The sequence below is a fragment of the Poritiphilus flavus genome (assembly GCF_009901585.1).
In the GTDB taxonomy this organism is placed as follows: Bacteria; Bacteroidota; Bacteroidia; order Flavobacteriales; family Flavobacteriaceae; genus Poritiphilus; species Poritiphilus flavus.
On sequence record NZ_WXYO01000002.1, the window covers coordinates 284,260 to 303,874 of the forward strand.

Below are 19,615 nucleotides of genomic sequence, written 5' to 3' on the forward strand. Positions count from 1 at the left end.
AAATGAGTAATTCACCACTACCAAAGTTTTTATTAGGCGATAATACGGATTTTCCAACCGCAATATTTATAGTACATACGGATTATCCCAGGTTTATAATCAACCTGGAAAATGATGAGGTAGAGTGGCTGGAAGAGTTCACTCAGGAAGATGAAAAAGAACTTTCTGCTGAAGCCGAACGCTTAATTGAAGAGGCCACCGCTTTCTACGACAGGGAGATATCCCGATACGACAACTGAAATGTTGGAGGAACTTATACAACTTGACCGCGAAGCGTTTTTGTATCTCAACAGCCTGGGAACGGAAACCTGGGATGGATTTTGGTTGTTTATTACCAAAACCTGGAGCGCGTTTCCGCTTTATCTGCTTTTACTTATACTAAGTTATCTGAGATTGGGCCTTAGAAGGACGCTTTTCCTGTTGGTCGCTATTGCCCTGCTGATCACGGTGACTGATCAGCTTTCTAACTTCTTTAAGTACGGTCTTCAAAGGCTCAGACCGTGTTATGACCCTGAAATAGGAGACCTGACCCGGCTCGTGAAAGCCTCCTGCGGGGGTAAATACAGCTATTTTTCCGCCCATGCGGCGAACTCTTTTGCAGTAGCAGGTTTCTTTGCCCGCTTATTGAAATCCAAATGGGGTAGTTTTGGGGCTTTTTTGCTACTGTGGGCGGCATTTGTGGCCTACAGTAGAATTTATCTGGGGGTGCATTTTCCGCTTGATGTGATAAGCGGTGCCGCCGTAGGTCTGATTATGAGCTGGTTGTTCTACAGGTTGTATATATTTGCAATGCACAAATATCAAGTATGATCGGAAATACGAGATATTGGTTTTTACTTCTGCTCATAAGCCTGGTTTATATTGCCGGAACCCTGGTTACTCTTTTCGAGAATGATTCTGCTCAATTCGCTGTAATGGCCATGCGAATGGTTCAGGAGAACGATTTTCTAAATCTGTTCAAAGGCCCCGAGGAGTACCTGGATAAACCTCATCTGCATTACTGGCTTGCTGCACTGTCTTTCAAGATCTTTGGAATACATGCCTGGGCTTACCGAATTCCGGCTATTCTGATCACATTTTTGGGGGCCTACAGTTGTTACGGATTAGGAAAGCTGCTGTACAATACGGATGTTGGAAAGCTCTCCGCACTGATCTTTATGACCGCGCAGACCATTGTCCTGGCCGTGATCGATGTGCGCACGGACGCCGTACTGACCGGTTTTACTATTTTCGCGATATGGCAATTGGCAGATTACCTGGAAACGGCCAGGATAAGATCTGCTTTGTTAGGTGCTGCGGGCGCCGCCTTGGCCTTTTCCACAAAAGGACAGATAGCCCTTGTGGTCATCGGACTGCCGCTTATCTGTCACCTGATCTATACCAGATCCTGGAAACGGCTGTTTAACTGGCGTGTATTACTGGCCCTTGTGGTTTTCGGACTCGTCATTACCCCTATGCTCTATGCCTATTACCATCAATTTGACCTGCATCCGGAGAAGGTGATCCGGGGAAAATCCAACCGTAGTGGAATTCTCTTCATTTTCTGGGAACAGAGTTTTGAACGTATGAGCGGGCAGGGGGTAGGCAAAAACAGCAGCGATTACTTCTTCTTTTTTCATACGTTTTTATGGGTATTCCTGCCTTGGACCGTCATAGGGCTAACTGCCTATTGGTGCCGATTGAAGACCTTTATAAAGCTTCGCTTTCAAAGTCATCCTAAATACGAGCTCCTTACCTTCGGAGGGATAACACTTATTTTTATCATTATCAGTTTTGCCCAGTTTAAACTTCCGCATTACCTGAATATCGTCATACCACTGTTCGCGGTATTGTCCGCCTCTTACTTGTTTAGTCTGTATCGCTTTACCAAGAAGAAAATGACCAAATTCTTATTGGGAGTCCAGTATTTTATATTAAGTCTGGTGTTCATCGCGTCCATGCTGATCTGCTTTTACGTTTTCAAGTTTGAACGTTGGTATTCCTATGTTTTCTTATTTGCCGGTTTTGTAATAATCATCTATTTCTGCCTGAAAAGGGAGGCTTACTACCTTAGGATCATAACTTTGTCCGTATATAGCTCCCTATTGCTGAATGCCGTACTCAACACACATTTCTATCCCGCTTTGCTGGAATATCAGGGTGGCTCGGCCATGGCTGAAATAGTAGCCCAAAAAGAAGTGCCGGTTGATAAAATCTATAAATTGTCCCCTATGCATACCTGGTCATTGGATTTCTATAACAGGGAGCCTGTCAAAATCGTTCCCCCGGACGGGATCTTAGGAATGAAGGATATCTGGGTCTACGCCACCGACGGACAATTGGAACAGCTTAGGAACTCTGGTTTTGATTGGGACCGCCAATACAGTGTTGATCAGTTTCGCATTACCCGACTTCAACTAAAATTTCTGGATCCATCTACCCGGAAAAAGGTCATCAACAAAATGCACCTTGTACATATTTATTAGGATGCGGAGGTTTCCTGTACTACGAGTTCCGGTTTTTTAAGATGGTACCGTATACCTGTAAAGGAGACTATAGCGGTCATCAGGAAAAAGATCATACTCACGGCAACAGAAGTGTTTTCTTCCAGTCCAAACCAAAGAGCGCCGTAGAGAAAAACAAGTTCCCGGCTACCTATTCCGCCAATGGTAAGGGGTAATACGGAAACAATCGAAGAGATGAGGAAAAGGAACAAGTAGGCTACCGTTCCGCTTTCAACTCCAAGGCTTTTAAGAATAAAAATAACGCTGATCATTTGTGCCAGTTGCACTAAGGAAGAGTAGGCCGCAGATCGCCAGAACACCTCAAAAACATAGGAGAATTTACTTTTGTTCAATCCCCGGAATACGACTATAGCAGCCAGAATGGCAACAGCAAGCAAGGACTTATAAGGGGCTATGGCTTCCCATTCTAAAAAGAACGCCAGGATACAGCTGTAAATAAAAATGAGGAGAAGGCCGCTTAAGCGATCCAGCAATAGCACAGCGATCACCCGTTTGGTTGATATATTAAAGGTTTTCCTGATGAGATAGCCTTTATAAGCATCTCCTCCGATCCCCCCGGGAAGAAACAGATTATAGAACATTCCCAGCAGGTATAATTTCAGGTTGCTGGTTTGACTGAGGAAGATGCTCAATGCATGGAAATAGAGGTTCAGTCGAAAAGAAGCCAACACCTTGGAGAACGCCAGTAACAAAAAGGCTATGAAAAGATAAACCGGATTGGCGCCTTTGAGGATCTGCAGCGTGCTGCGGAAATCGATCTTGGTAAATATAAAATAGATCAAGGCCGCGCTAAGTGCTATCTTAAGGAAAGTGATTCCTCTTTTACGCCACTGTGCCTCCAACGGATACTTTTTTTATTCGATATGGACGTTTGCTCTGGGATTCGTAATAGGTCCGAATCAGTAACTCCATCACTATCCCTATAGTAAATAGTTGGATCCCCGCCAAAATGAACATCATTCCGAACATAAGAAGCGGTCTGGTACCGATATCCTCGCCAAATCCCAGTTTTACGATCAACAAATATATATTGATCAGTATACCCAGGAGAATTAGTAGAAACCCGAAAATTCCGAATAGATGTATGGGCCTCTGAAAATATTTTCTGATAAACAATAGCAGCATCATGTCGGCCACTACTTTAAACACCCGCTCCAATCCGTACTTGGAGACCCCCCCGTGTCTGGCATGATGTTTAACAGGAACCTGCTTGATCTGTGCACCTTCCAGGTGGGCGAGAAGCGTAATAAAGCGGTGCATCTCCCCGTATAGGTTTAGTTCCTTGGCAATGTCTTTGGTAAAGACCTTTAGAGCACAGCCGTTGTCTTTGATATTGAGTTTAGTGACCCGGCGAACCAGGAAGTTTGCGATCTTTGAAGGGATTTTCTTGATCAGGGAATCTTTGCGCTTTTGCCGTATGCCGGTTACCACGTCAAACTCATCGTTTACGGCAAATTCAAGCATTTTTGGGATATCACTGGGGTCGTTCTGAAGATCCCCATCCATAGTAATTATGAATTCCCCCTCAGCATAGTCGATCCCAGCAGCCAGGGCCAGGCTCTGCCCGTAGTTTTTCTTTAGCTCGAGAAGATGCACCCTGGGGTCTTCCATGGCCTTGGCCACTTTTCGGGTCCCGTCGGTGGAAAAATCATCTACATAAACAATCTGGTAGTTGTACCCCGCAAGGCTTTCGTGAATCTTTTCAGTGAGTAAAGCCACATTTTCTTCCTCATTGTATAGCGGTACGACAATGGATAACAGAGCATCTGTGATCGGATTCATGGAAGCGGTTTAATTCGCTGACAAATTTAGACTTTTTTCTGATAGCGTTCCAGAAGCTGATCTGCTGCTTTAAACGGGCTGATTTTATTTTCTGCCACCTCTATTAGCAGCCTGTCCAATTCCTTTTTGATCCCGGGATTCTCATAAAAATCTGTAAGCAGCCGGTCTTCTAATGTGTTCAATAGCCACTTTTTGTTCTGTTCCTGTCGTGTCTTTTCAAGAAAACCATCTTCCCGAACCAGGGTAAAGAAGGAATCGATCATTTCCCAAATCTCCTGTATGCCGGTGTTTTCCAGGGAAGAACAGGTGAGTACTTTTGGGATCCAGCCGCTGGGTTTAGGAGGGAAAAGGTGCAGGGCACGGTTGAATTCCGTCTGTGCCCTTTTAGCTCTTTTGAGATTCTCTCCGTCCGCCTTGTTGATCGCTATTCCATCTGCCATTTCCATGATCCCTCTTTTGATCCCCTGTAGCTCATCCCCTGCGCCGGCCAGTTTTAGAAGTAAAAAAAAGTCCACCATACTGTGTACGGCTGTTTCACTTTGTCCTACCCCGACCGTCTCAACCAAAATACAATTGTAACCTGCTGCTTCGCAGAGGAATATACTTTCCCTTGTTTTTCTGGCCACCCCACCCAGGGAAGTGCCGGAAGGGGAGGGGCGAATAAAAGCGTTCGGGTCCCGGACCAGCTCTTCCATTCGGGTCTTATCTCCGAGGATACTACCCTTGCTAAGACTGCTTGTCGGGTCAATGGTTAGTACAGCTACTTTTTTTCCCAGGGAAGTGAGAAGCTTTCCAAAAGTTTCGATAAAGGTACTTTTTCCAACACCGGGTACTCCGGTAATGCCTATGCGGATACTCTCCTTTCCGGAATTCAGACTGTTGTCCAGAATATAATTAGCTTTCTTTTGATGTTGCTTTTTGGTGCTCTCAACAAGTGTCAGGGCCCGGGCCAGGGCTGTTTTATCCCCCCGAATAATTCCCTGGAGGAGTTCCTCAGCAGTTGGTACTTGCTTTCGCTGCTTTTGTACCCTGGAGGCACTTTTAGAATCGATGTTCCTGGAGGTGCTCAAATCTAAGGGTTAATAGGCACGCTTACTTTTGTGGTATCCCAAAAGAGACTTAGATAGAGTTGGCTGTCTTCTTCAAAGGCAATAGTGAAGCTTTCTTCCGCTGTGGTCAGGGACGATACGGGCACCTCTACCTGCACCACATCAGACCCCGGCTCTCTGGTAGTTTCACGCCCTCCGCTACTTATGCTTACTCCCCAATCCGGTATGTCTTCATTGAATATGATCAGCCATTGTTCGCGATTCGGCTTTGTCCACAAGGAATAAGTGCCGGCTGGTAAAGGTTTATCTATTATTTTAATTTCCGTAGTGGTTGTAAAGGTTGTGGGTTCGTTAGCGCCGGTTCTCCAAACCACATCATAGGGCACCAGTTCTCCGAAAATTACACGACCCTTCTTAAAAGGACTGCTGTATGTAACGCTGAGGTCCAGATTATTTTTGTTGTAAACCGCGGTTTTTTCAGGGCTGTGTTTTTTGGTTTGCTGTCTGAGGTAGGGCATGCCCACGAAGAAGAACAGCAACCCCAATACTACCAAAACCCCAACTATCCACTTCAAGATCTTCATCCTTGTTCGTTTTTTAATGGTATGCTTCTAAATTACTAAATCAAATTCAAAAATGGCAGAGTTCCTATAGCTTTGTCCCGGTAGTAAAACGCTATTCGGAAAATCCGGAAAGTTGGGAGCATCCGGAAAATTTTGGGTCTCAAAACAGATTCCCGCAAAGGAAAGCGGTGTGAAAACAACCACCCCTGGCTGATTGCTGCTTACCCTCATCCTGATACCAGACCGATCTGAATATAGTTCGGCCAGCGGAGACGTCTCCGGATTGCTTATAAAAGGCGTGTCCATACGTACAGGGCCAATTAATTTGCCTTTGCGAAAATCCATATCTGTTTCATCTACGGCCAATACCCTTCCGGTGGGTAGGAGGTTCTCCCTGGTTTCCAGGAAATGGCTGCAATTGAGTTGCAACCGATGTTCATCTATTCTTTCCGCCTGGTGCAGCCTGAAATACGAATGGTTGGTCATGTTCAGGACTGTGGCCTTGTCCGCAGTGGCTTCATGGATAATGTGTATTGATGAACCCTCCAGTTTATAGGTAACCGAAGCCTTGATCTCCCCGGGATACCCGCCTTCCATATGAGGACTTTTCAGTTTAAGACGTACCGCATGATCTCCCTCTTGGCCTACATCTTCAAAAGACCAGTATTTTTTGCCAAAACAGGACGAGCCACTATGTAAGTGAACACCATCTTCATTTTCAAGGGGATAGAAGGTGTCATTGAGATTGAATCCTCCTGAGATCCTTCCCGCATATCTACCAATACAGGCCCCGAGATAATACGTATCTTCTAAATAGTGTTTCGGATCCTCAAATCCCACAACCACATTGGTATAGTTTCCCTGCCTGTCTTTTACCCATAGCTCCTGGATAATCGCCCCAAAGTCGAGCACCTTAAGACTGAGGAATTCGTTTTTAATTGTAACTTGGTTCAAGCGGTTAGGTCTAAAGTTTTCTTAAAATTAAGCTTTTTTGCAACACCGATTTTTTTTAGCCGTCCTTATGGGTAACAACAACTGAAACCGGACTTGGAAGCTAACCTAATGTTTCAAATTGATCTCGTTGAACGATGCAAAGCGAACGATCGCAAAGCGCAGCTTAAACTGTACAGGCAATATTGCGAAGGTATGTTTTGTGTTGCAATGCGTTTTTTGAAAGACCCGGACGATGCGGAAGACGTTCTGCAGGAGTCTTTTATAAAGGCATTTCAAAAAATAGATCAGTTTAAGGGCGAGGTTACTTTCGGAGCGTGGTTAAAGCGAATTGTGATCAACAAAAGCCTTGATTTTATTAAGGCTAAGAAGGTACGGCATGTGCAGCTTAATGAAAATCTATTGCATATTGCTGAGGACGAAGATTGGTCGGTATCTGATGAAATATCGGTGGCGGAGGTTAGCGAGGCGATGAGCGGGCTTCCGGAAAAGTACCGATATGTAGTGCAGCTCTACCTGGTGGAAGGTTACGACCACGGTGAGATTTCACAGATCCTGGACCTGACAGAGACTACCTGCAGGACCAGGCTGCTTCGAGGCAAGGGCCAACTTAAAGAACTTTTAAAAGCGAAAAGATATGGCACAGGATCTTAGAGAACTGTTCAAAAAGGAAAAGGACAAAAAATTTCCAATGAAAAGTGGACATGAGGAACGTTTTCTGGAACGATTGGATTCCGCTTTACCACAAAAAAAGAAAGCTTCTTACTTCTTTTTAAAGGTAGCTGCCTCCTTCATTGTGCTCATCAGCCTGGGAGTATTTACCTACTATCAGACGATTTTCGACAAGGATATTCCGGAGACCGTGGTAGACCGGAATGAGGTTCAAAAATCAACCGAAAAACCGGAATTGTCTCTTGGCGATCTGTCACCGGACCTGCGAAAAGTGGAGAATTACTATGTAGCCAACATCAATTTGGAGCTTTCGCAACTACAGATTTCCGAAGATAACAAAGCAGTTGTTGATGGTTTTATGGAAAGGCTGGCTGCTTTGAACGAGGAATACCAGGTATTAAATAAGGAGTTGAATGACATTGGTCCGAACGATCAAACAATTACAGCCCTGGTCCGAAATCTTCAATTACGCCTTCAGTTGTTGCTCAAGTTAAAGGAAAAATTGAACGAATTAAAATCATCAAAAAATGAAGAGTTTACAACAAATATTTAGAATCAGCACCGCCCTGCTCTTGTTGCTCTCGGTTGGAGTATACGGGCAGAAGCAAACCAAGACCTATAAAGAGTCCTTTAAAGTGGGGAAGGATGCCGTGATCGACATCAACACTAGTTATGCGGACATTGAATTCGAAACCTGGGACAAAGATGAGGTAGTAGTAGAGGCCACGGTAGAACTGGACGGGGCCACTGATGAAGAAGCGGCGGACTATTTTGAAGAAGCCGCTGTAGAGATCAAAGGCAATAGCCGGGAGATTGAGATCAGCACCAACAGCGGGCGTTCCTGGGCTTATAGAACAAATTTTGACAGGGTTGACCTGGACAATTTTGTCATTGAGATCCCGGAACTGCCAGAGCTCGAACCGCTTTTTTTGGATTTGGAGATCCCGGAACTGCCTGAGCTTATGGAAATGCCCCCCATACCGTTTACCAATTTTGACTACAACGCCTATAAAGAGGAAGGTGAGGAGTATATGCAAAAATGGCAAAAAGAGTTTTCTGAGCAATTTGACGAGGATTACAGGGATCGAATGGAGCAGTGGGCGGAACGTATTAAAGAAAGAGCAGAAGTCTTGCAACAGCGCCGGGAAGAAAGGGAAGAACGGCGTCAGGAATTGCTCGAACAGCGGAATGAGTTACGTGAAAGAGCGCGAGAAGAGCGTGAGCGCGTAAGAGAAGAGCGCGACCGAGTTCGTGAAGAGCGTGACAGAATTCGAGATGAAGAACGTCGCCTAAGAAAAAATATCATTATTTCTCAGGATTATGACGATGACGGACCCAATGTGTTCTATCGGTGGTCTGACGGCGCCGAAAGAAAATACAAGGTAAAGAAGAAGATCAAAATAAGGATGCCTAAGTCGGCCCGACTAAAAATGAATGTGCGACATGGGGAGGTGAAGTTAGCCGAAAATACCAGGAATATCGATGCGACCTTGTCTTATACAAGGTTGCTCGCTTCCTCTATCGGAGGTGATAAAACCAGTATCATTGCTTCCCATTCGCCCGTCTCCGTGCGGCGGTGGGATTATGGAAAACTTAAAACGGATTTTTCAGATGACGTCAAACTGGATCAGGTCAGGGACCTGGTACTGTATTCAAATTCCTCGGATGTCCGGATTGAGGAACTACTGAGTTCTGCACAGATCAGGAATAATCTTGGTGTACTTCAGATCAATTCCATAGCGGATAGTTTTAAGGATATGGATATCTCCATTCAATACGGGGAGTTATTTTGCGAATTGCCTTCCGGAGCTTATAGGATCTATGTAGATGGCACCTCTTCAAAACTGTCAAGCCCGGCATACCTGGTGTTGGATCGTACCAAAAAACTGAATAACACTGTGCACCGAGGCTATCACCTAAATAAAAATACTCCCAGGTCAATCAATATTCGTTCGGAGTATAGTGATGTGGTTCTGGAGGATTAGTTATTCTTTCAAAATCAGTGTCCCAAATATGTCTGCGTTTATCCACCCCTGATTTTTGTCTTCTCCCGGCACAAAAACAGACCCAATGAAATTCTCTCTTTCCTTACTTCCGTCATTGTCGCAATAGGCCAGGGCGAAACCTATCTTTTTTCCCTCAATTAGCCTTTTCGGGGTTTGCTTGCTACCTTCTATATAGGAGTCGTCATGCAATTTCAAGGCGATTTCCCAGATGCTGACATCGTCTTCGGTGTGCCTTGCGGATTGGATATGATCGTTGTACAGATGTGGATCGCGGTCAGGAGCAAGATCCACCACATTACCGTCCAGCGCGATGTGATAGGCAAAGGCGTTATGGCTGTACTGATGTAATCCTCCCGAATTGTCTTCATCCACAAATACTTCTACGCAATCGTCGTCCCACCAGAGTTTGAGAGGATCTTTATGCCTGTCGTAAAGGATATCATCAGTTACCTCCATTAGGATGTACAAGGCTTCCGGTCCCCAGCAAAGCTTATACCTGCCGTTGAAATCCTCAAAAGTATAGGCTTCTCCAAGCCAGTTTTGGTCCAAAGGATGCCAGATGGCCCGCTCCCAACAGTTTTCAGTTACCTTACCATCAAGGGTAGGGGCAATCGCCGTTTTCTGGACCTCGATAATATGATGATCCTCTTTTTTCTTTAGTTCATTACAGGATAAACAGGCCATTATAAGGCCGCATAGCAACGCATTTCTCATCTGTTCCGGTTTTGGATCCTATGGCCAGATGTCATGCACCATGATATGTATAGGTGGATCAGGTTTTCAGTTCATGGGGCATTTCACGGTTCATAGTTTGGGGTTATTCAAAAGATTAACAGTTTCGGTTCATTTTTGGATTTAGGGGTTTAGATATTCAGGTCCTGTTTCCAGGAAACTATGGTTTCATTATACATGGCTTCCAGTCCCATCTGAACGCAGACGGCCGCTTTGGCGCCGGTAACAATGTCCGATGTAGGTGGGACATTGTTCACAATACTGTCCCGGAAATCCATCAATGCCTGTGCACTGGGATCCGCATGTTCTACTTCTATGGGGATGCCTTTTCCTTGTTCCCATTTTACGGTAGCTCCCGCAACGCCATCAACATTTCCAAGCTCTTTCTTGTAGCTGCCTTCCGGATAGAACCAGGCCTTGGAAAAGCCCAATACCAGTGAGCCTTTATCGCCCATCACCCGAACACGATAGCCGTCCATGGCATTACTGGTAAGGCTGGTGAATTTAGCCCTTACGCCATTGGGATAGGTATAGATCAGGTGGACATTGTCAAAAGTTTCCCTACCGTCTTTCCAATAATCTATCCCGCCGGATCCCATCACTTTTTTAGGGGTCGCATCCATTACCCAGTTTGAGAAGTCCAATTGATGTGAGCAGAGTTCCGCTACTAACCCACCGGAATACTCCCGATACATTCTCCAGTTGATGGCCCGCTCAAGTTCCGGGCTGGGTACAGGTCTTCTCCAGTTTCCGTTTCTATTCCAGGTACAATCTATGGCAGTTATTTTTCCGATCTTACCTGAGGAGATCAGATCTATTGCATGTGTATAGAGGCGTGAACTGTGATATTGGTGACCGGTTTGGACTATTTTTTTGGATCCTTTGGCCTTTGTGACCAGGTTTTGGATCCCGTCATAACCCTTGGCAAGGGTTTTTTCACAATAGAGGTGCTTGCCGGCATCCAATACGTCTATCGCGATCTCCGAATGGGTGCTAAAAGGAGTTGCTACAAGGACCGCGTCTATGCTTTTGTCCTCGAGTAATTTTCGGTAGTCTTTATAAGCTTTGGCCTTACCCTCAGTTTTGGCGATGGCCGCTTCCAGGCGGAAAGGTATGATATCACAGCAGGCCACTACTTCCAGCCCGTTTATTTTGTTAATATGAGGGATAAGCCCACTGCCTCTATCGCCGGTACCAATTATCCCGATCCGGATGGAATCGTTAGGGGATAAGCCTGGCATCATCCTGGCCATAACGGAAGTGCTCCCTCCCAGAGCAGCGGAGGCCAGAGTGCTCTTGATCATGAAATTCCTCCTGTCCATAGTTAAATTTACTTATAATTTTGGTTCCCAACCAGGCTGATACTCCCTTTTCCAGTTTTTCATGAACATTTTGTTGTTGAGTACTTTCCCCGTGCCGGGGTCTACAATCAGGGTTTCTCCGGCATCCTGGGCCATATTTCCAAGATGACACAACATGGTGGAAATGGCGGCGTCCGCAATTGGGGCATTCTGTGGAACATCTTGTCGGATCGCTTCAAAGAAATTATTAATATGATTTACATCCAGGCCACCTTCGCCCCGGGTATTGGTAGTCTGACTTTGCGCCTCTTCTTTTACCTCTTTGATCAACTCACCATTCAGCCCAAACAACTTGTAATCGTTCCTGCTTAGCATTATGGCTCCCTTGCTGCCGTATATTGTGGCTCCACGGCCCGGACGCTTTGGTTTCATCAATCCGCGACTGTGTCCGGTCCAAGTGAGGAACTTCCCTCCGCTAAATTCATAGGTGAGTTGCTGGTTATCCACAAACTCCCAGTCATCATCATAGGTATATAGACCACCGAAGGAAGTTACCCTTTCAGGCAGGTCTACTCCCAGAGCCCATCTGCAGATGTCTATTTCGTGTGTGCCGTTATTGTGTACCTCGCCGGTACCCCATGCCCTAAACCAATGCCAGTTATAAGGATGAACATTATCCCGATATGCCTCACGCGGTGCAGGTCCCTGCCACAGTTCCCAGTCTAAACTGGGTGGAACATCAATTTTCTTGCCTTTCCCTATAGACTGCCTGTTTGCAGAATAATAGGCCTCTCCTTTAAAGACCTCGCCAATAATACCCTCTCTTATTTCCTTTATGGCCAGTATGGAAGTAGCCGCTGAACGTTGCTGGTTACCCATTTGCACTTTTTTCCCATATTTCTTCTGAGCTGCTACCAGTAGTTCGTTCTCATGAGGGTTGTGGCTACAGGGTTTTTCAACATAGACGTGTTTTCCAGCCTGAAGTGCCATTATGGCCATTGGGGCGTGCCAATGCTCGGGAGTCGCTATAAAGACCGCATCAACATCTTTGTCTTCCAGGATCTTTCTAAAGTCTTTCTCCACTTTAGGTACATATCCGATCTGTTCCTGGCACCAGCTGTTATGCTCGGCAATGATGTTGTCATCCACATCACAATTGTAGAGGATTTTGGCATTTGGATCACTGTGAATGGCTTTCACATGTGCCTTGGCCCGACTTCGCACTCCAATGACTGCAGTGTTAATATGATCATTTGCCCCTAAAACAGAAGCATAATTAATTTGGGGTAGCATAAAACTTCCCAGCGTCAGCCCGGCACTGCCAGCAGCGGTTTTCTTTATAAATGTCCTTCGAGTACTCATTTATTGGTCTTTTGGTATCTATTTTATTTTGATATTTCTAAAGCTCACTTCGTCTCCGTGGTCCTGCAATAGTATATGTCCTTTGTCTGCTTCACCAAAGTTGGGCCAGGTCACGTATTTGCTCTCTGAGACCAATTTGCGATAGGCTGGACTCTTTCTTTCGTATTCAAGGACCTTCATACCGTTTAACCAATGTTCCACCTTGTTTTCTTTGGAAATTATATGGGCGTGATTCCAGGAACCTATAGGGTTTACGGGCTTATCCGTATTGGCCTGTATAAGGTCGTAAAGAGACGCCAGCGTCCTGCTGCCTTCGTGATTCCCCAGTTTGGCGTCCGGATGTCTGGCATCGTCAAGGATCTGGTATTCCAGGCCGATGGAAGATCCTGGTCCTTTATTCAGATCTGTATCTACATAGTATTTGATACCACTGTTGGCTCCTTCGGTGATCATGAAGTCTACCTTCAACTCAAAATCACCATAAGTATCCACGGTAACAATATCTCCTCCTGCGGCTGATTCTGCTCCCCCAGAGGCCAAAACCGTTAATACCCCATTCTCAATTTTCCATCCTTGCTCCGGAAAGTCGTCCAGCCGTGCTCCTCTCCAACCCTCAGTGCTTTGTCCGTCCCAGAGTAATTTCCAACCGTTTTTTTCTTCATCAAGGGTGAGTTGGTTTTTGGTGGTTATGGGCTTTAGTGGTGAAGTACGGCTGTACTTTTCCAGGCTGTCCGTAAGAATCCTGATGTTTCGCCACATAACCTCAGTGCCCGCTTCCCGGTCCTTTGGAATACTGTGTACCTGCAGTCCAATAAAACCGCTGTAGGTATAATCGTCTATCAGATAGGAAGCAGGGACATCGTTGATCCAGGTTTTGATGCTATCGCCAATGGCCTCAATTCGGTAATGGTTCCATTCCCCCTGACGAAAGGCTTTTTGTGCTTCGGGATTATCCCCCAGCGGGTTTAGCCACCCCCTTCGCGCTTCCTCATAGATCCCCGCACTCCAGGCCCTGTCCGAGGGGTCTATCTCAACCTGGTATCCGTGAACCCTTCCATCTCTGTACCAGGGAAGACTATTGCTGCGTATCTGAATCCCTGAATTCATCGTGGAATCTACTTTGTATTCCAGTTCAAGGATAAAATCGGAGTACAGTACGTCTGTAGTCAAAAAGGTATTCGGGGTGTCGTGAACAGTAGTGCCTACAATTGCCCCATCGCGAATGGAATAGCTTGCATTTCCTCCTTTAACACTCCAGCCGTTAAGATTTTGTTCATTGAATAAAGGGACCCATGGCGTTGGATCCTCAGGCGCATTATTACACCCAAAAACCAGGCAGGCAACGGCAAACAAAGCCAAGCCGCTTGGTTTTAAAAAAGTAATCGTTTTCATTTTTAGGATTTCGGTTGCTGTGACCTTAAAGATAGGTGGTAAGAGGCACAAATAAAAAAGCGACTTGAAAAAAGTCGCTTTACAATATCAATTAATATGTTGGCCTTAATGAGCCCCTTCTTTCAGATAATCCTGAAAGTTCTTTTTAAACCTGTTCAGGCGGGGTATGGAAACATTTCGGATGTACGAATTATTCGGGTTTCTCTTCTCATAGTCCTGATGATAGTCCTCTGCCTTGTAAAACTTCGTAAAGGCCGTAACTTCGGTGACTATGGGCCTGTCATAAACATTGCTGTCTTCAAGAGCGGTCTTGTATGCCTCGATGATCTTTTTTTCGTTCGCGTCCTTATAGAAGGCTATGGATCGGTATTGTGTTCCGCGGTCCGGACCCTGCCTGTTAAGACTTGTAGGATCGTGTGAACCAAAGAACACCTGTACCAACTCGAAAAAAGAAATTACTTTGGGATCGTAATACACTTCTACCGCTTCCGCATGAGAGGTCTTTCCGTAACCCACCTGCTCATAGGTTGGGTTCTCTTCGGTTCCTCCGGAATAGCCGGAGACCACTTCTTTAACTCCTTTAACACTCTCAAAGATCGCCTCCACACACCAAAAGCAGCCGCTGGCAAAATATGCGGTTTCGTATTCCTGCAATTCTTCAGAGGAGAGCTTGACCATCTCAGCAGTTTCCTGCATGGCTTTTTGCTGAGGCTTGCTCTTCGTTTGGCAGGAAGCAGAAAAGGTTGCTGCCAGAACCAAAAGCGCCATTTGTACTGGTTTCATCATTTTTTTTGTGCATTAGTTGCCCTAAAGTAGGAACAACTTACATCAAAAAAGGTTAAAAAGTGTTAAGCTTTCTCCGACTGTCAGGGGAGGATCATACCGTCTCCCAGCACCTCAATGGCCGAGATTTTCGGTTGATCTACACTGGCAGTAAAGACAATGTTCAGGACCTCGTCCTCAACTTTAACGGTAAAAGTCTTGATAACCGCGGTTGCCAGGCCTACTTCTCCGGTAATATCGTAGTCATTTAGAACCACAACACCTTCTATATCCACATCAAAAATACGGGAACCTACACCACCTGAAGGATCTCCGGGATCCGGAGCTCCCCAGAAGATCTCGGCGAAGTACAAGTTTACGTTGTAATCCCCATTGCTGATAGGGATTTCGTAGGAGAATCCACCAGAAGAGGTTCCTGTAATACGCTCTGTAACGTAGAGGGTATCCTGTTCCGTGCTCATAATGTCTCCAACATTCTCGTTGTAGAAGGTATCTGAAGGTTCTGTAAAATAAATGTCCTGTTCAAAGACCATACCGTCCACTTCCACCATTTCACCACCGGCATTAATACGGATAACCGGATTATCACTGATAATAGGATCGTCATCAGTAGGCGTATCATCGGTTGGAGTGTCATCTGTAGGTGTATCGTCTGTAGGTGTATCATCCGCCATTCCTACGGGCTCAATATTGTCGTCGCTGCCACCACAGCTAAAGGTTGAGAGGCATAATGAAGATGCCAATAAAAAGACTATTAAAAAAGAGGGGATCTTAGCTTTCATTGTCACAAGATTTAGTGTAAAAAAGTGTTCTTTTTACAGATTTTTTGGGCAAAATATTGAAATCATCAGGGTTAGGCAACAAAATTCCCAATTAATCGACAAACTGGCCCTTTTTCCGAGCAAATCAGAATCTTAAAATTTAACAGCCCTTATAAAACTATAACTATTTGATAATCAATGCAAGAATTTGTTTTTCATATTAATTAACTAAGAAATTGGCAGTTTTCTTTAACATTTTTCCGCCTTTGCCCTAGATTTGGATTATGAGTTTATTCGTACAAATTCTTACCGTATTGGACACGGAAACCAGACCGGTTTTCGAAGATGTCCCCCTAGAGACCTACACTCCAATTGACCTTTCTGCTGACAATAGTGAATTGGATGGAATACAGATCTCCGACCCGGAGATATGTCAGCGTTATATAGATGAAGTTTTGGAACGTTCGGCCTCCAAAGTAGCCTATGGCGGTTACCTTGAAACCAGGAACCTATACAGGCAGAGCCCCAATTTTGATCTGGATTCCGCCCCGGATCGCGACGTTCACCTTGGTATGGATTTTTGGGCCCCTGAAGGGACCTTAGTAAGAACACCCTTGGGGGGGAAGGTGCACAGTTTTGGTAATAATACGACCAAGGGAGACTACGGACCTACCATTATTCTTATGCATGAATTACAGGGTTTTGTCTTTTATACCCTCTACGGGCATTTGTCCGTGGAATCGCTGGACGGGATCTTTGAAGGTAAACCGTATCATGAAGGCAGTATTCTGGGTAGCCTGGGGGCGACCGAGATCAATGTAAATTATGCTCCGCACCTTCATTTTCAGATCATTTTGAATATTGGGGAGTATGTTGGTGATTACCCGGGGGTTTGCAGTGCGGCGAACCTGGAATGGTATAAGGCCAATTGTCCTGATCCTAACCTGGTCTTGAATTTCTGAGTAGATCTCCGCGAAATGCACATTATTTCGTTTAAGTGAAATTGGTCTTTGATCCGTTCACCGAAGGTTTTGTGCTTTTTGTCCGAGTTTTTGTCAGATACCGAAAAATAAGGGTTTTTCAGCGATTTGGAAGCCGGTGAGATACGGCTGACTGCGTTTTTATATAATAAAAACGCAGTCATGAAAACGCTGATAACTTTAATTTTTGTTCTCTTTATCGGAATCGCCGCTCAGGCCCAAAACAACACTCCGGAAGTAAAGGTTGAGGTTATCGAGATGAGTATTGTTACTGAAACGGTTGTAGAAGCAACTAAAGAAGTTAAAGACACTCAGGTAGCTCGTTTGTAGAGGCGTAAGAATAGCCGTGTAAAGAAGGCCCTTTCTTTCAGTACGAAGAGAAGCAGAGCTAAAATGGCCTAATCATAAAGACGGTATTTAAGCTTAAATAGCACTAGATATAGTATTCAGAACGACTATAAGCCGGGTAACATAGCAAATATCAATACTTTTGCATGTTAAAATGATGTTAAAATAAACAGACAAGTCTGTTTATTATGAAAAGCCGTGATATCTTTACGCTGTGAAAAAGCCAGGAGTAAAAGATCGTATTATAGAAACCGCATCGAGATTGTTCTATCTGAACGGTTACAATCAGACCGGTATCAACCAGATCATTGACGAAGCCGGAGTAGCCAAGGCGAGCATGTACCAGCATTTTCGATCCAAGGAAGAAATAGCCGTGTCCTACCTCGAAAGAAGACACAGGCTCTGGACCGATTCCCTGATGAAAAGGATCTCAGCTGTAGACGCCCCCCAAGACAAGATCATGGCCACTTTTGACTATCTGGAGCAGTGGCTTAAGGAAGTGGATTACAGGGGCTGTGGTTGGCAAAACATTATTACGGATCTTCCAGTGGATCAAACCAGGATCAGGGAGCAGGCGGTGTTTCACAAAAATGAAGTAAAAGAAGTGATAATCGATATATTACAGCAGGCATATACAACGGAAAAGGCTACTGTACTTGGCAAGCAGCTCATGGTCCTCATGGAGGGAGCCATCATACTATCTCAAATACAGAAAAACCCATGGCCCATTCAAAGTGCAAAAGAAGCCGGGGCCAGCCTGCTTGAAATTTAAAAAATTTTAATACCAATGAACAGACTTGTCTGTATGCAATAAAGAATTATGACAAACATCGTACCCCCTTTCAACAAAGAATCGGCCGCTGCCAAGGTGCAGGCGGCAGAAAATGCATGGAACAGCCGGGATCCTGAAAAGGTCTCTCTGGCCTATACTCCAAACTCACAATGGCGTAACCGCGATCAGTTTTTTGAAGGCAGACATGAGATCGTCAGGTTTTTGACCGATAAATGGAAAACTGAAAGTCACTACAAGCTGCGAAAGCATCTTTGGTCCTTTACGGATAAACGGATTTCAGTTCGGTTTGAGTACGAATGGCAACATTCGCAATCCGGACAGTGGTACCGAACACATGGTAATGAGCATTGGGAATTTAATGAGGATGGCCTGATGGCCGTAAGGGACATGAGCGCTAATGACATCCATATTGAGGAAGAAGAAAGGAAATTTAAATCATAAACCTAAAAAAACTAAAACTATGCATGCTTCCTTAAAATATCCCAGCGATGTCGTTTTTACGCCAACTGTCAAGGCCTTTCAGGAACAAAAAGGTTCAAGAAAGAGTTATGCCCGTAAAGAAGAGGGAGGAGGATGGCCTACAGAGATCGATACTTCCCTAAGGCAATTCCTGGCACAAATGGACTCCTTTTATCTGGGAACTGCTAACGCCAGCGGACAACCTTACATTCAGCACCGGGGAGGACCCAAGGGTTTTCTCAAGGTATTGGACGATAAACGCCTGGCATTCGCGGATTTTGGTGGGAATCGACAGTATATCACCCTTGGGAATCTCAAAGAGAACAATAAAGCTACCATATTTCTGATGGACTACCCCAACCGGACCAGGATCAAACTTTGGGGTATGGCAGAAGTTGTCGAAAACGATGATGAGCTACTTGAATCCCTTTCGGATGCTTCATATCGCGCCAGGGTGGAACGAGCTATCGTTTTTACGGTGACAGCCTGGGATGTTAATTGTCCGCAACATATAACACCCAGGTATACCCGGGAAGCCATAGAAGCGGTTACTGCTCCCCTAAAGAAAAAGATAGCGGAACTGGAAGCGCTCATTGAGTCACATGGTTTAACTTCGCAGCAAAGCAATTCAGACTTATGAAACTTAATCAGGTAACAGTACCGGTACTGGAGTTGAAAAAAGCGATTGACTTTTACAAGATCCTGGGACTAAAGCTCATTGTTGAAGCGCAACCACATTATGCCAGGTTTGAATGCCCTGAGGGAGACTCTACCTTTTCTTTGCACCAGGTTCCTAACTTGCCCACAGGAGAAGGCGTACTGCTTTATTTTGAATCTGATCGACTGGATGCCTGGGTTGAGGAATTGGTTCAACATGGGATTTCTTTTGAACACCTTCCACAGGACCAACCCTGGTTGTGGCGCGAAGCACGACTAAAAGACCCGGATGGCAATACTCTTATTCTTTACCACGCAGGCGAAAACAGGAAAAATCCACCCTGGAGGATCAACTAGTTAGGGTACGCAGAATCCATCGGTCCGGACGGTTAGTAAAATCAACTTAACACCACGGTTATTTTGAATTTACCTATCCCATCAGAAATAATCATTTGATAATATAAATCTGGCATTGAAACGCAATGTAATGCGCTAATTTTCGACTAACCATATGCCTAAA

Annotated in this window: 23 protein-coding genes; 12 read left to right on the forward strand and 11 right to left on the reverse strand. The window is 45.1% G+C overall.

The window, feature by feature from the left end; all coding sequences use genetic code 11:
* Window positions 1–2: 2 nt before the first annotated feature.
* From GTQ38_RS04735 to GTQ38_RS04745, 3 genes are read left to right on the forward strand one after another with little or no spacing between them, the layout of a single operon-like run.
* Window positions 3–239 carry a hypothetical protein gene (locus GTQ38_RS04735; RefSeq protein ID WP_161434334.1) on the forward strand — a complete coding sequence of 79 codons (237 nt, stop codon included), beginning with the start codon at window positions 3–5 and terminating at the stop codon, window positions 237–239.
* 1 nt (window position 240) lies between these two features.
* A complete protein-coding gene (locus GTQ38_RS04740) occupies window positions 241–810 on the forward strand; it encodes a phosphatase PAP2 family protein (protein ID WP_161434335.1) in 570 nt (189 codons plus the stop codon).
* On the forward strand, window positions 807–2,465 hold the full coding sequence (locus GTQ38_RS04745) for an ArnT family glycosyltransferase (RefSeq protein WP_161434336.1): 1,659 nt from the start codon (window positions 807–809) through the stop codon (window positions 2,463–2,465). The genes GTQ38_RS04740 and GTQ38_RS04745 overlap by 4 nt, the downstream gene beginning before the upstream one ends.
* Here GTQ38_RS04745 and GTQ38_RS04750 read toward each other — a convergent pair.
* Genes GTQ38_RS04750 through GTQ38_RS04770 form a run of 5 tightly spaced genes read right to left on the reverse strand, consistent with a single transcriptional unit; the run spans window position 2,462 to window position 6,852 of the window.
* Window positions 2,462–3,346 (reverse strand): lysylphosphatidylglycerol synthase transmembrane domain-containing protein, encoded by an 885-nt coding sequence (locus GTQ38_RS04750; protein ID WP_161434337.1) that lies wholly within the window; start codon window positions 3,344–3,346, stop codon window positions 2,462–2,464. The two genes, GTQ38_RS04745 and GTQ38_RS04750, sit on opposite strands and share 4 nt — an antisense overlap.
* The gene (locus GTQ38_RS04755) at window positions 3,327–4,286 is read right to left on the reverse strand and encodes a glycosyltransferase family 2 protein (RefSeq protein WP_161434338.1); all 960 of its coding nucleotides are present in this window, start codon (window positions 4,284–4,286) and stop codon (window positions 3,327–3,329) included. The genes GTQ38_RS04750 and GTQ38_RS04755 overlap by 20 nt, the downstream gene beginning before the upstream one ends.
* A 26-nt stretch (window positions 4,287–4,312) precedes the next feature.
* On the reverse strand, window positions 4,313–5,356 hold the full coding sequence (meaB, locus tag GTQ38_RS04760) for a methylmalonyl Co-A mutase-associated GTPase MeaB (protein WP_161434339.1): 1,044 nt from the start codon (window positions 5,354–5,356) through the stop codon (window positions 4,313–4,315).
* Window positions 5,357–5,358: 2 nt separating this feature from the next.
* Entirely contained in the window at window positions 5,359–5,919 is a 561-nt protein-coding gene (locus GTQ38_RS04765; protein ID WP_161434340.1) for a DUF2911 domain-containing protein, read from the reverse strand.
* Window positions 5,920–5,946: 27 nt separating this feature from the next.
* Window positions 5,947–6,852, reverse strand: coding sequence for an aldose epimerase family protein (locus GTQ38_RS04770; protein WP_161434341.1), 906 nt, complete (start codon window positions 6,850–6,852; stop codon window positions 5,947–5,949).
* A 108-nt stretch (window positions 6,853–6,960) separates the two neighbouring features.
* Between GTQ38_RS04770 and GTQ38_RS04775 the strand changes: the two genes are divergently transcribed.
* Genes GTQ38_RS04775 through GTQ38_RS04785 form a run of 3 tightly spaced genes read left to right on the forward strand, consistent with a single transcriptional unit; the run spans window position 6,961 to window position 9,506 of the window.
* A complete protein-coding gene (locus GTQ38_RS04775; protein ID WP_161434342.1) occupies window positions 6,961–7,503 on the forward strand; it encodes an RNA polymerase sigma factor in 543 nt (180 codons plus the stop codon).
* Window positions 7,487–8,074, forward strand: coding sequence for a hypothetical protein (locus GTQ38_RS04780; protein ID WP_161434343.1), 588 nt, complete (start codon window positions 7,487–7,489; stop codon window positions 8,072–8,074). The genes GTQ38_RS04775 and GTQ38_RS04780 overlap by 17 nt, the downstream gene beginning before the upstream one ends.
* On the forward strand, window positions 8,049–9,506 hold the full coding sequence (locus tag GTQ38_RS04785) for a DUF4097 family beta strand repeat-containing protein (protein WP_161434344.1): 1,458 nt from the start codon (window positions 8,049–8,051) through the stop codon (window positions 9,504–9,506). Before GTQ38_RS04780 ends, GTQ38_RS04785 begins: the two co-directional genes overlap by 26 nt.
* Here the strand turns inward: GTQ38_RS04785 and GTQ38_RS04790 are convergent, their stop codons facing one another.
* From GTQ38_RS04790 to GTQ38_RS04815, 6 genes are all read right to left on the reverse strand, one after another.
* Window positions 9,507–10,241, reverse strand: coding sequence for a CBM9 family sugar-binding protein (locus GTQ38_RS04790; protein ID WP_238857795.1), 735 nt, complete (start codon window positions 10,239–10,241; stop codon window positions 9,507–9,509).
* A 149-nt stretch (window positions 10,242–10,390) separates the two neighbouring features.
* Window positions 10,391–11,581 carry a Gfo/Idh/MocA family protein gene (locus tag GTQ38_RS04795; protein ID WP_161434345.1) on the reverse strand — a complete coding sequence of 397 codons (1,191 nt, stop codon included), beginning with the start codon at window positions 11,579–11,581 and terminating at the stop codon, window positions 10,391–10,393.
* Window positions 11,582–11,593: 12 nt separating this feature from the next.
* On the reverse strand, window positions 11,594–12,922 hold the full coding sequence (locus GTQ38_RS04800; protein ID WP_161434346.1) for a Gfo/Idh/MocA family protein: 1,329 nt from the start codon (window positions 12,920–12,922) through the stop codon (window positions 11,594–11,596).
* Between the two features lie 18 nt (window positions 12,923–12,940).
* Window positions 12,941–14,314: a 3-keto-disaccharide hydrolase gene (locus GTQ38_RS04805; protein WP_161434347.1), complete on the reverse strand. Its 1,374-nt coding sequence runs from the start codon at window positions 14,312–14,314 to the stop codon at window positions 12,941–12,943.
* A 105-nt stretch (window positions 14,315–14,419) separates the two neighbouring features.
* A complete protein-coding gene (msrA, locus tag GTQ38_RS04810) occupies window positions 14,420–15,097 on the reverse strand; it encodes a peptide-methionine (S)-S-oxide reductase MsrA (protein WP_161434757.1) in 678 nt (225 codons plus the stop codon).
* Window positions 15,098–15,180: 83 nt separating this feature from the next.
* The gene (locus GTQ38_RS04815) at window positions 15,181–15,879 is read right to left on the reverse strand and encodes a malectin (RefSeq protein WP_161434348.1); all 699 of its coding nucleotides are present in this window, start codon (window positions 15,877–15,879) and stop codon (window positions 15,181–15,183) included.
* 263 nt (window positions 15,880–16,142) lie between these two features.
* Between GTQ38_RS04815 and GTQ38_RS04820 the strand changes: the two genes are divergently transcribed.
* From GTQ38_RS04820 to GTQ38_RS04845, 6 genes are all read left to right on the forward strand, one after another.
* Window positions 16,143–16,820, forward strand: a complete 678-nt coding sequence (locus GTQ38_RS04820) for a peptidoglycan DD-metalloendopeptidase family protein (protein ID WP_161434349.1) — start codon at window positions 16,143–16,145, stop codon at window positions 16,818–16,820.
* Window positions 16,821–17,000: 180 nt separating this feature from the next.
* Window positions 17,001–17,168 carry a hypothetical protein gene (locus tag GTQ38_RS04825; protein ID WP_238857796.1) on the forward strand — a complete coding sequence of 56 codons (168 nt, stop codon included), beginning with the start codon at window positions 17,001–17,003 and terminating at the stop codon, window positions 17,166–17,168.
* Between the two features lie 232 nt (window positions 17,169–17,400).
* On the forward strand, window positions 17,401–17,958 hold the full coding sequence (locus tag GTQ38_RS04830; protein ID WP_161434350.1) for a TetR/AcrR family transcriptional regulator: 558 nt from the start codon (window positions 17,401–17,403) through the stop codon (window positions 17,956–17,958).
* Window positions 17,959–18,006: 48 nt separating this feature from the next.
* A complete protein-coding gene (locus tag GTQ38_RS04835) occupies window positions 18,007–18,420 on the forward strand; it encodes a nuclear transport factor 2 family protein (protein ID WP_161434351.1) in 414 nt (137 codons plus the stop codon).
* Window positions 18,421–18,439: 19 nt separating this feature from the next.
* A complete protein-coding gene (locus tag GTQ38_RS04840) occupies window positions 18,440–19,078 on the forward strand; it encodes a pyridoxamine 5'-phosphate oxidase family protein (RefSeq protein ID WP_161434352.1) in 639 nt (212 codons plus the stop codon).
* Window positions 19,075–19,452 carry a VOC family protein gene (locus GTQ38_RS04845; protein ID WP_161434353.1) on the forward strand — a complete coding sequence of 126 codons (378 nt, stop codon included), beginning with the start codon at window positions 19,075–19,077 and terminating at the stop codon, window positions 19,450–19,452. The genes GTQ38_RS04840 and GTQ38_RS04845 overlap by 4 nt, the downstream gene beginning before the upstream one ends.
* Window positions 19,453–19,615: the final 163 nt, after the last annotated feature.

What these genes read in the sequence shown, in the direction of transcription:
- GTQ38_RS04735 (WP_161434334.1), top strand. Translation starts at nt 3, where the DNA reads ATGAGTAATTCACCACTACCAAAGTTTTTATTAGGCGATAATACGGAT.
- GTQ38_RS04740 (WP_161434335.1), top strand. Translation starts at nt 241, where the DNA reads ATGTTGGAGGAACTTATACAACTTGACCGCGAAGCGTTTTTGTATCTC.
- GTQ38_RS04745 (WP_161434336.1), top strand. Translation starts at nt 807, where the DNA reads ATGATCGGAAATACGAGATATTGGTTTTTACTTCTGCTCATAAGCCTG.
- GTQ38_RS04755 (WP_161434338.1), bottom strand. Translation starts at nt 4,286, where the DNA reads ATGAATCCGATCACAGATGCTCTGTTATCCATTGTCGTACCGCTATAC.
- GTQ38_RS04765 (WP_161434340.1), bottom strand. Translation starts at nt 5,919, where the DNA reads ATGAAGATCTTGAAGTGGATAGTTGGGGTTTTGGTAGTATTGGGGTTG.
- GTQ38_RS04775 (WP_161434342.1), top strand. Translation starts at nt 6,961, where the DNA reads ATGTTTCAAATTGATCTCGTTGAACGATGCAAAGCGAACGATCGCAAA.
- GTQ38_RS04780 (WP_161434343.1), top strand. Translation starts at nt 7,487, where the DNA reads ATGGCACAGGATCTTAGAGAACTGTTCAAAAAGGAAAAGGACAAAAAA.
- GTQ38_RS04785 (WP_161434344.1), top strand. Translation starts at nt 8,049, where the DNA reads ATGAAGAGTTTACAACAAATATTTAGAATCAGCACCGCCCTGCTCTTG.
- GTQ38_RS04790 (WP_238857795.1), bottom strand. Translation starts at nt 10,241, where the DNA reads ATGAGAAATGCGTTGCTATGCGGCCTTATAATGGCCTGTTTATCCTGT.
- GTQ38_RS04795 (WP_161434345.1), bottom strand. Translation starts at nt 11,581, where the DNA reads ATGGACAGGAGGAATTTCATGATCAAGAGCACTCTGGCCTCCGCTGCT.
- GTQ38_RS04800 (WP_161434346.1), bottom strand. Translation starts at nt 12,922, where the DNA reads ATGAGTACTCGAAGGACATTTATAAAGAAAACCGCTGCTGGCAGTGCC.
- GTQ38_RS04805 (WP_161434347.1), bottom strand. Translation starts at nt 14,314, where the DNA reads ATGAAAACGATTACTTTTTTAAAACCAAGCGGCTTGGCTTTGTTTGCC.
- msrA (WP_161434757.1), bottom strand. Translation starts at nt 15,097, where the DNA reads ATGAAACCAGTACAAATGGCGCTTTTGGTTCTGGCAGCAACCTTTTCT.
- GTQ38_RS04815 (WP_161434348.1), bottom strand. Translation starts at nt 15,879, where the DNA reads ATGAAAGCTAAGATCCCCTCTTTTTTAATAGTCTTTTTATTGGCATCT.
- GTQ38_RS04820 (WP_161434349.1), top strand. Translation starts at nt 16,143, where the DNA reads ATGAGTTTATTCGTACAAATTCTTACCGTATTGGACACGGAAACCAGA.
- GTQ38_RS04825 (WP_238857796.1), top strand. Translation starts at nt 17,001, where the DNA reads ATGAAAACGCTGATAACTTTAATTTTTGTTCTCTTTATCGGAATCGCC.
- GTQ38_RS04835 (WP_161434351.1), top strand. Translation starts at nt 18,007, where the DNA reads ATGACAAACATCGTACCCCCTTTCAACAAAGAATCGGCCGCTGCCAAG.
- GTQ38_RS04840 (WP_161434352.1), top strand. Translation starts at nt 18,440, where the DNA reads ATGCATGCTTCCTTAAAATATCCCAGCGATGTCGTTTTTACGCCAACT.
- GTQ38_RS04845 (WP_161434353.1), top strand. Translation starts at nt 19,075, where the DNA reads ATGAAACTTAATCAGGTAACAGTACCGGTACTGGAGTTGAAAAAAGCG.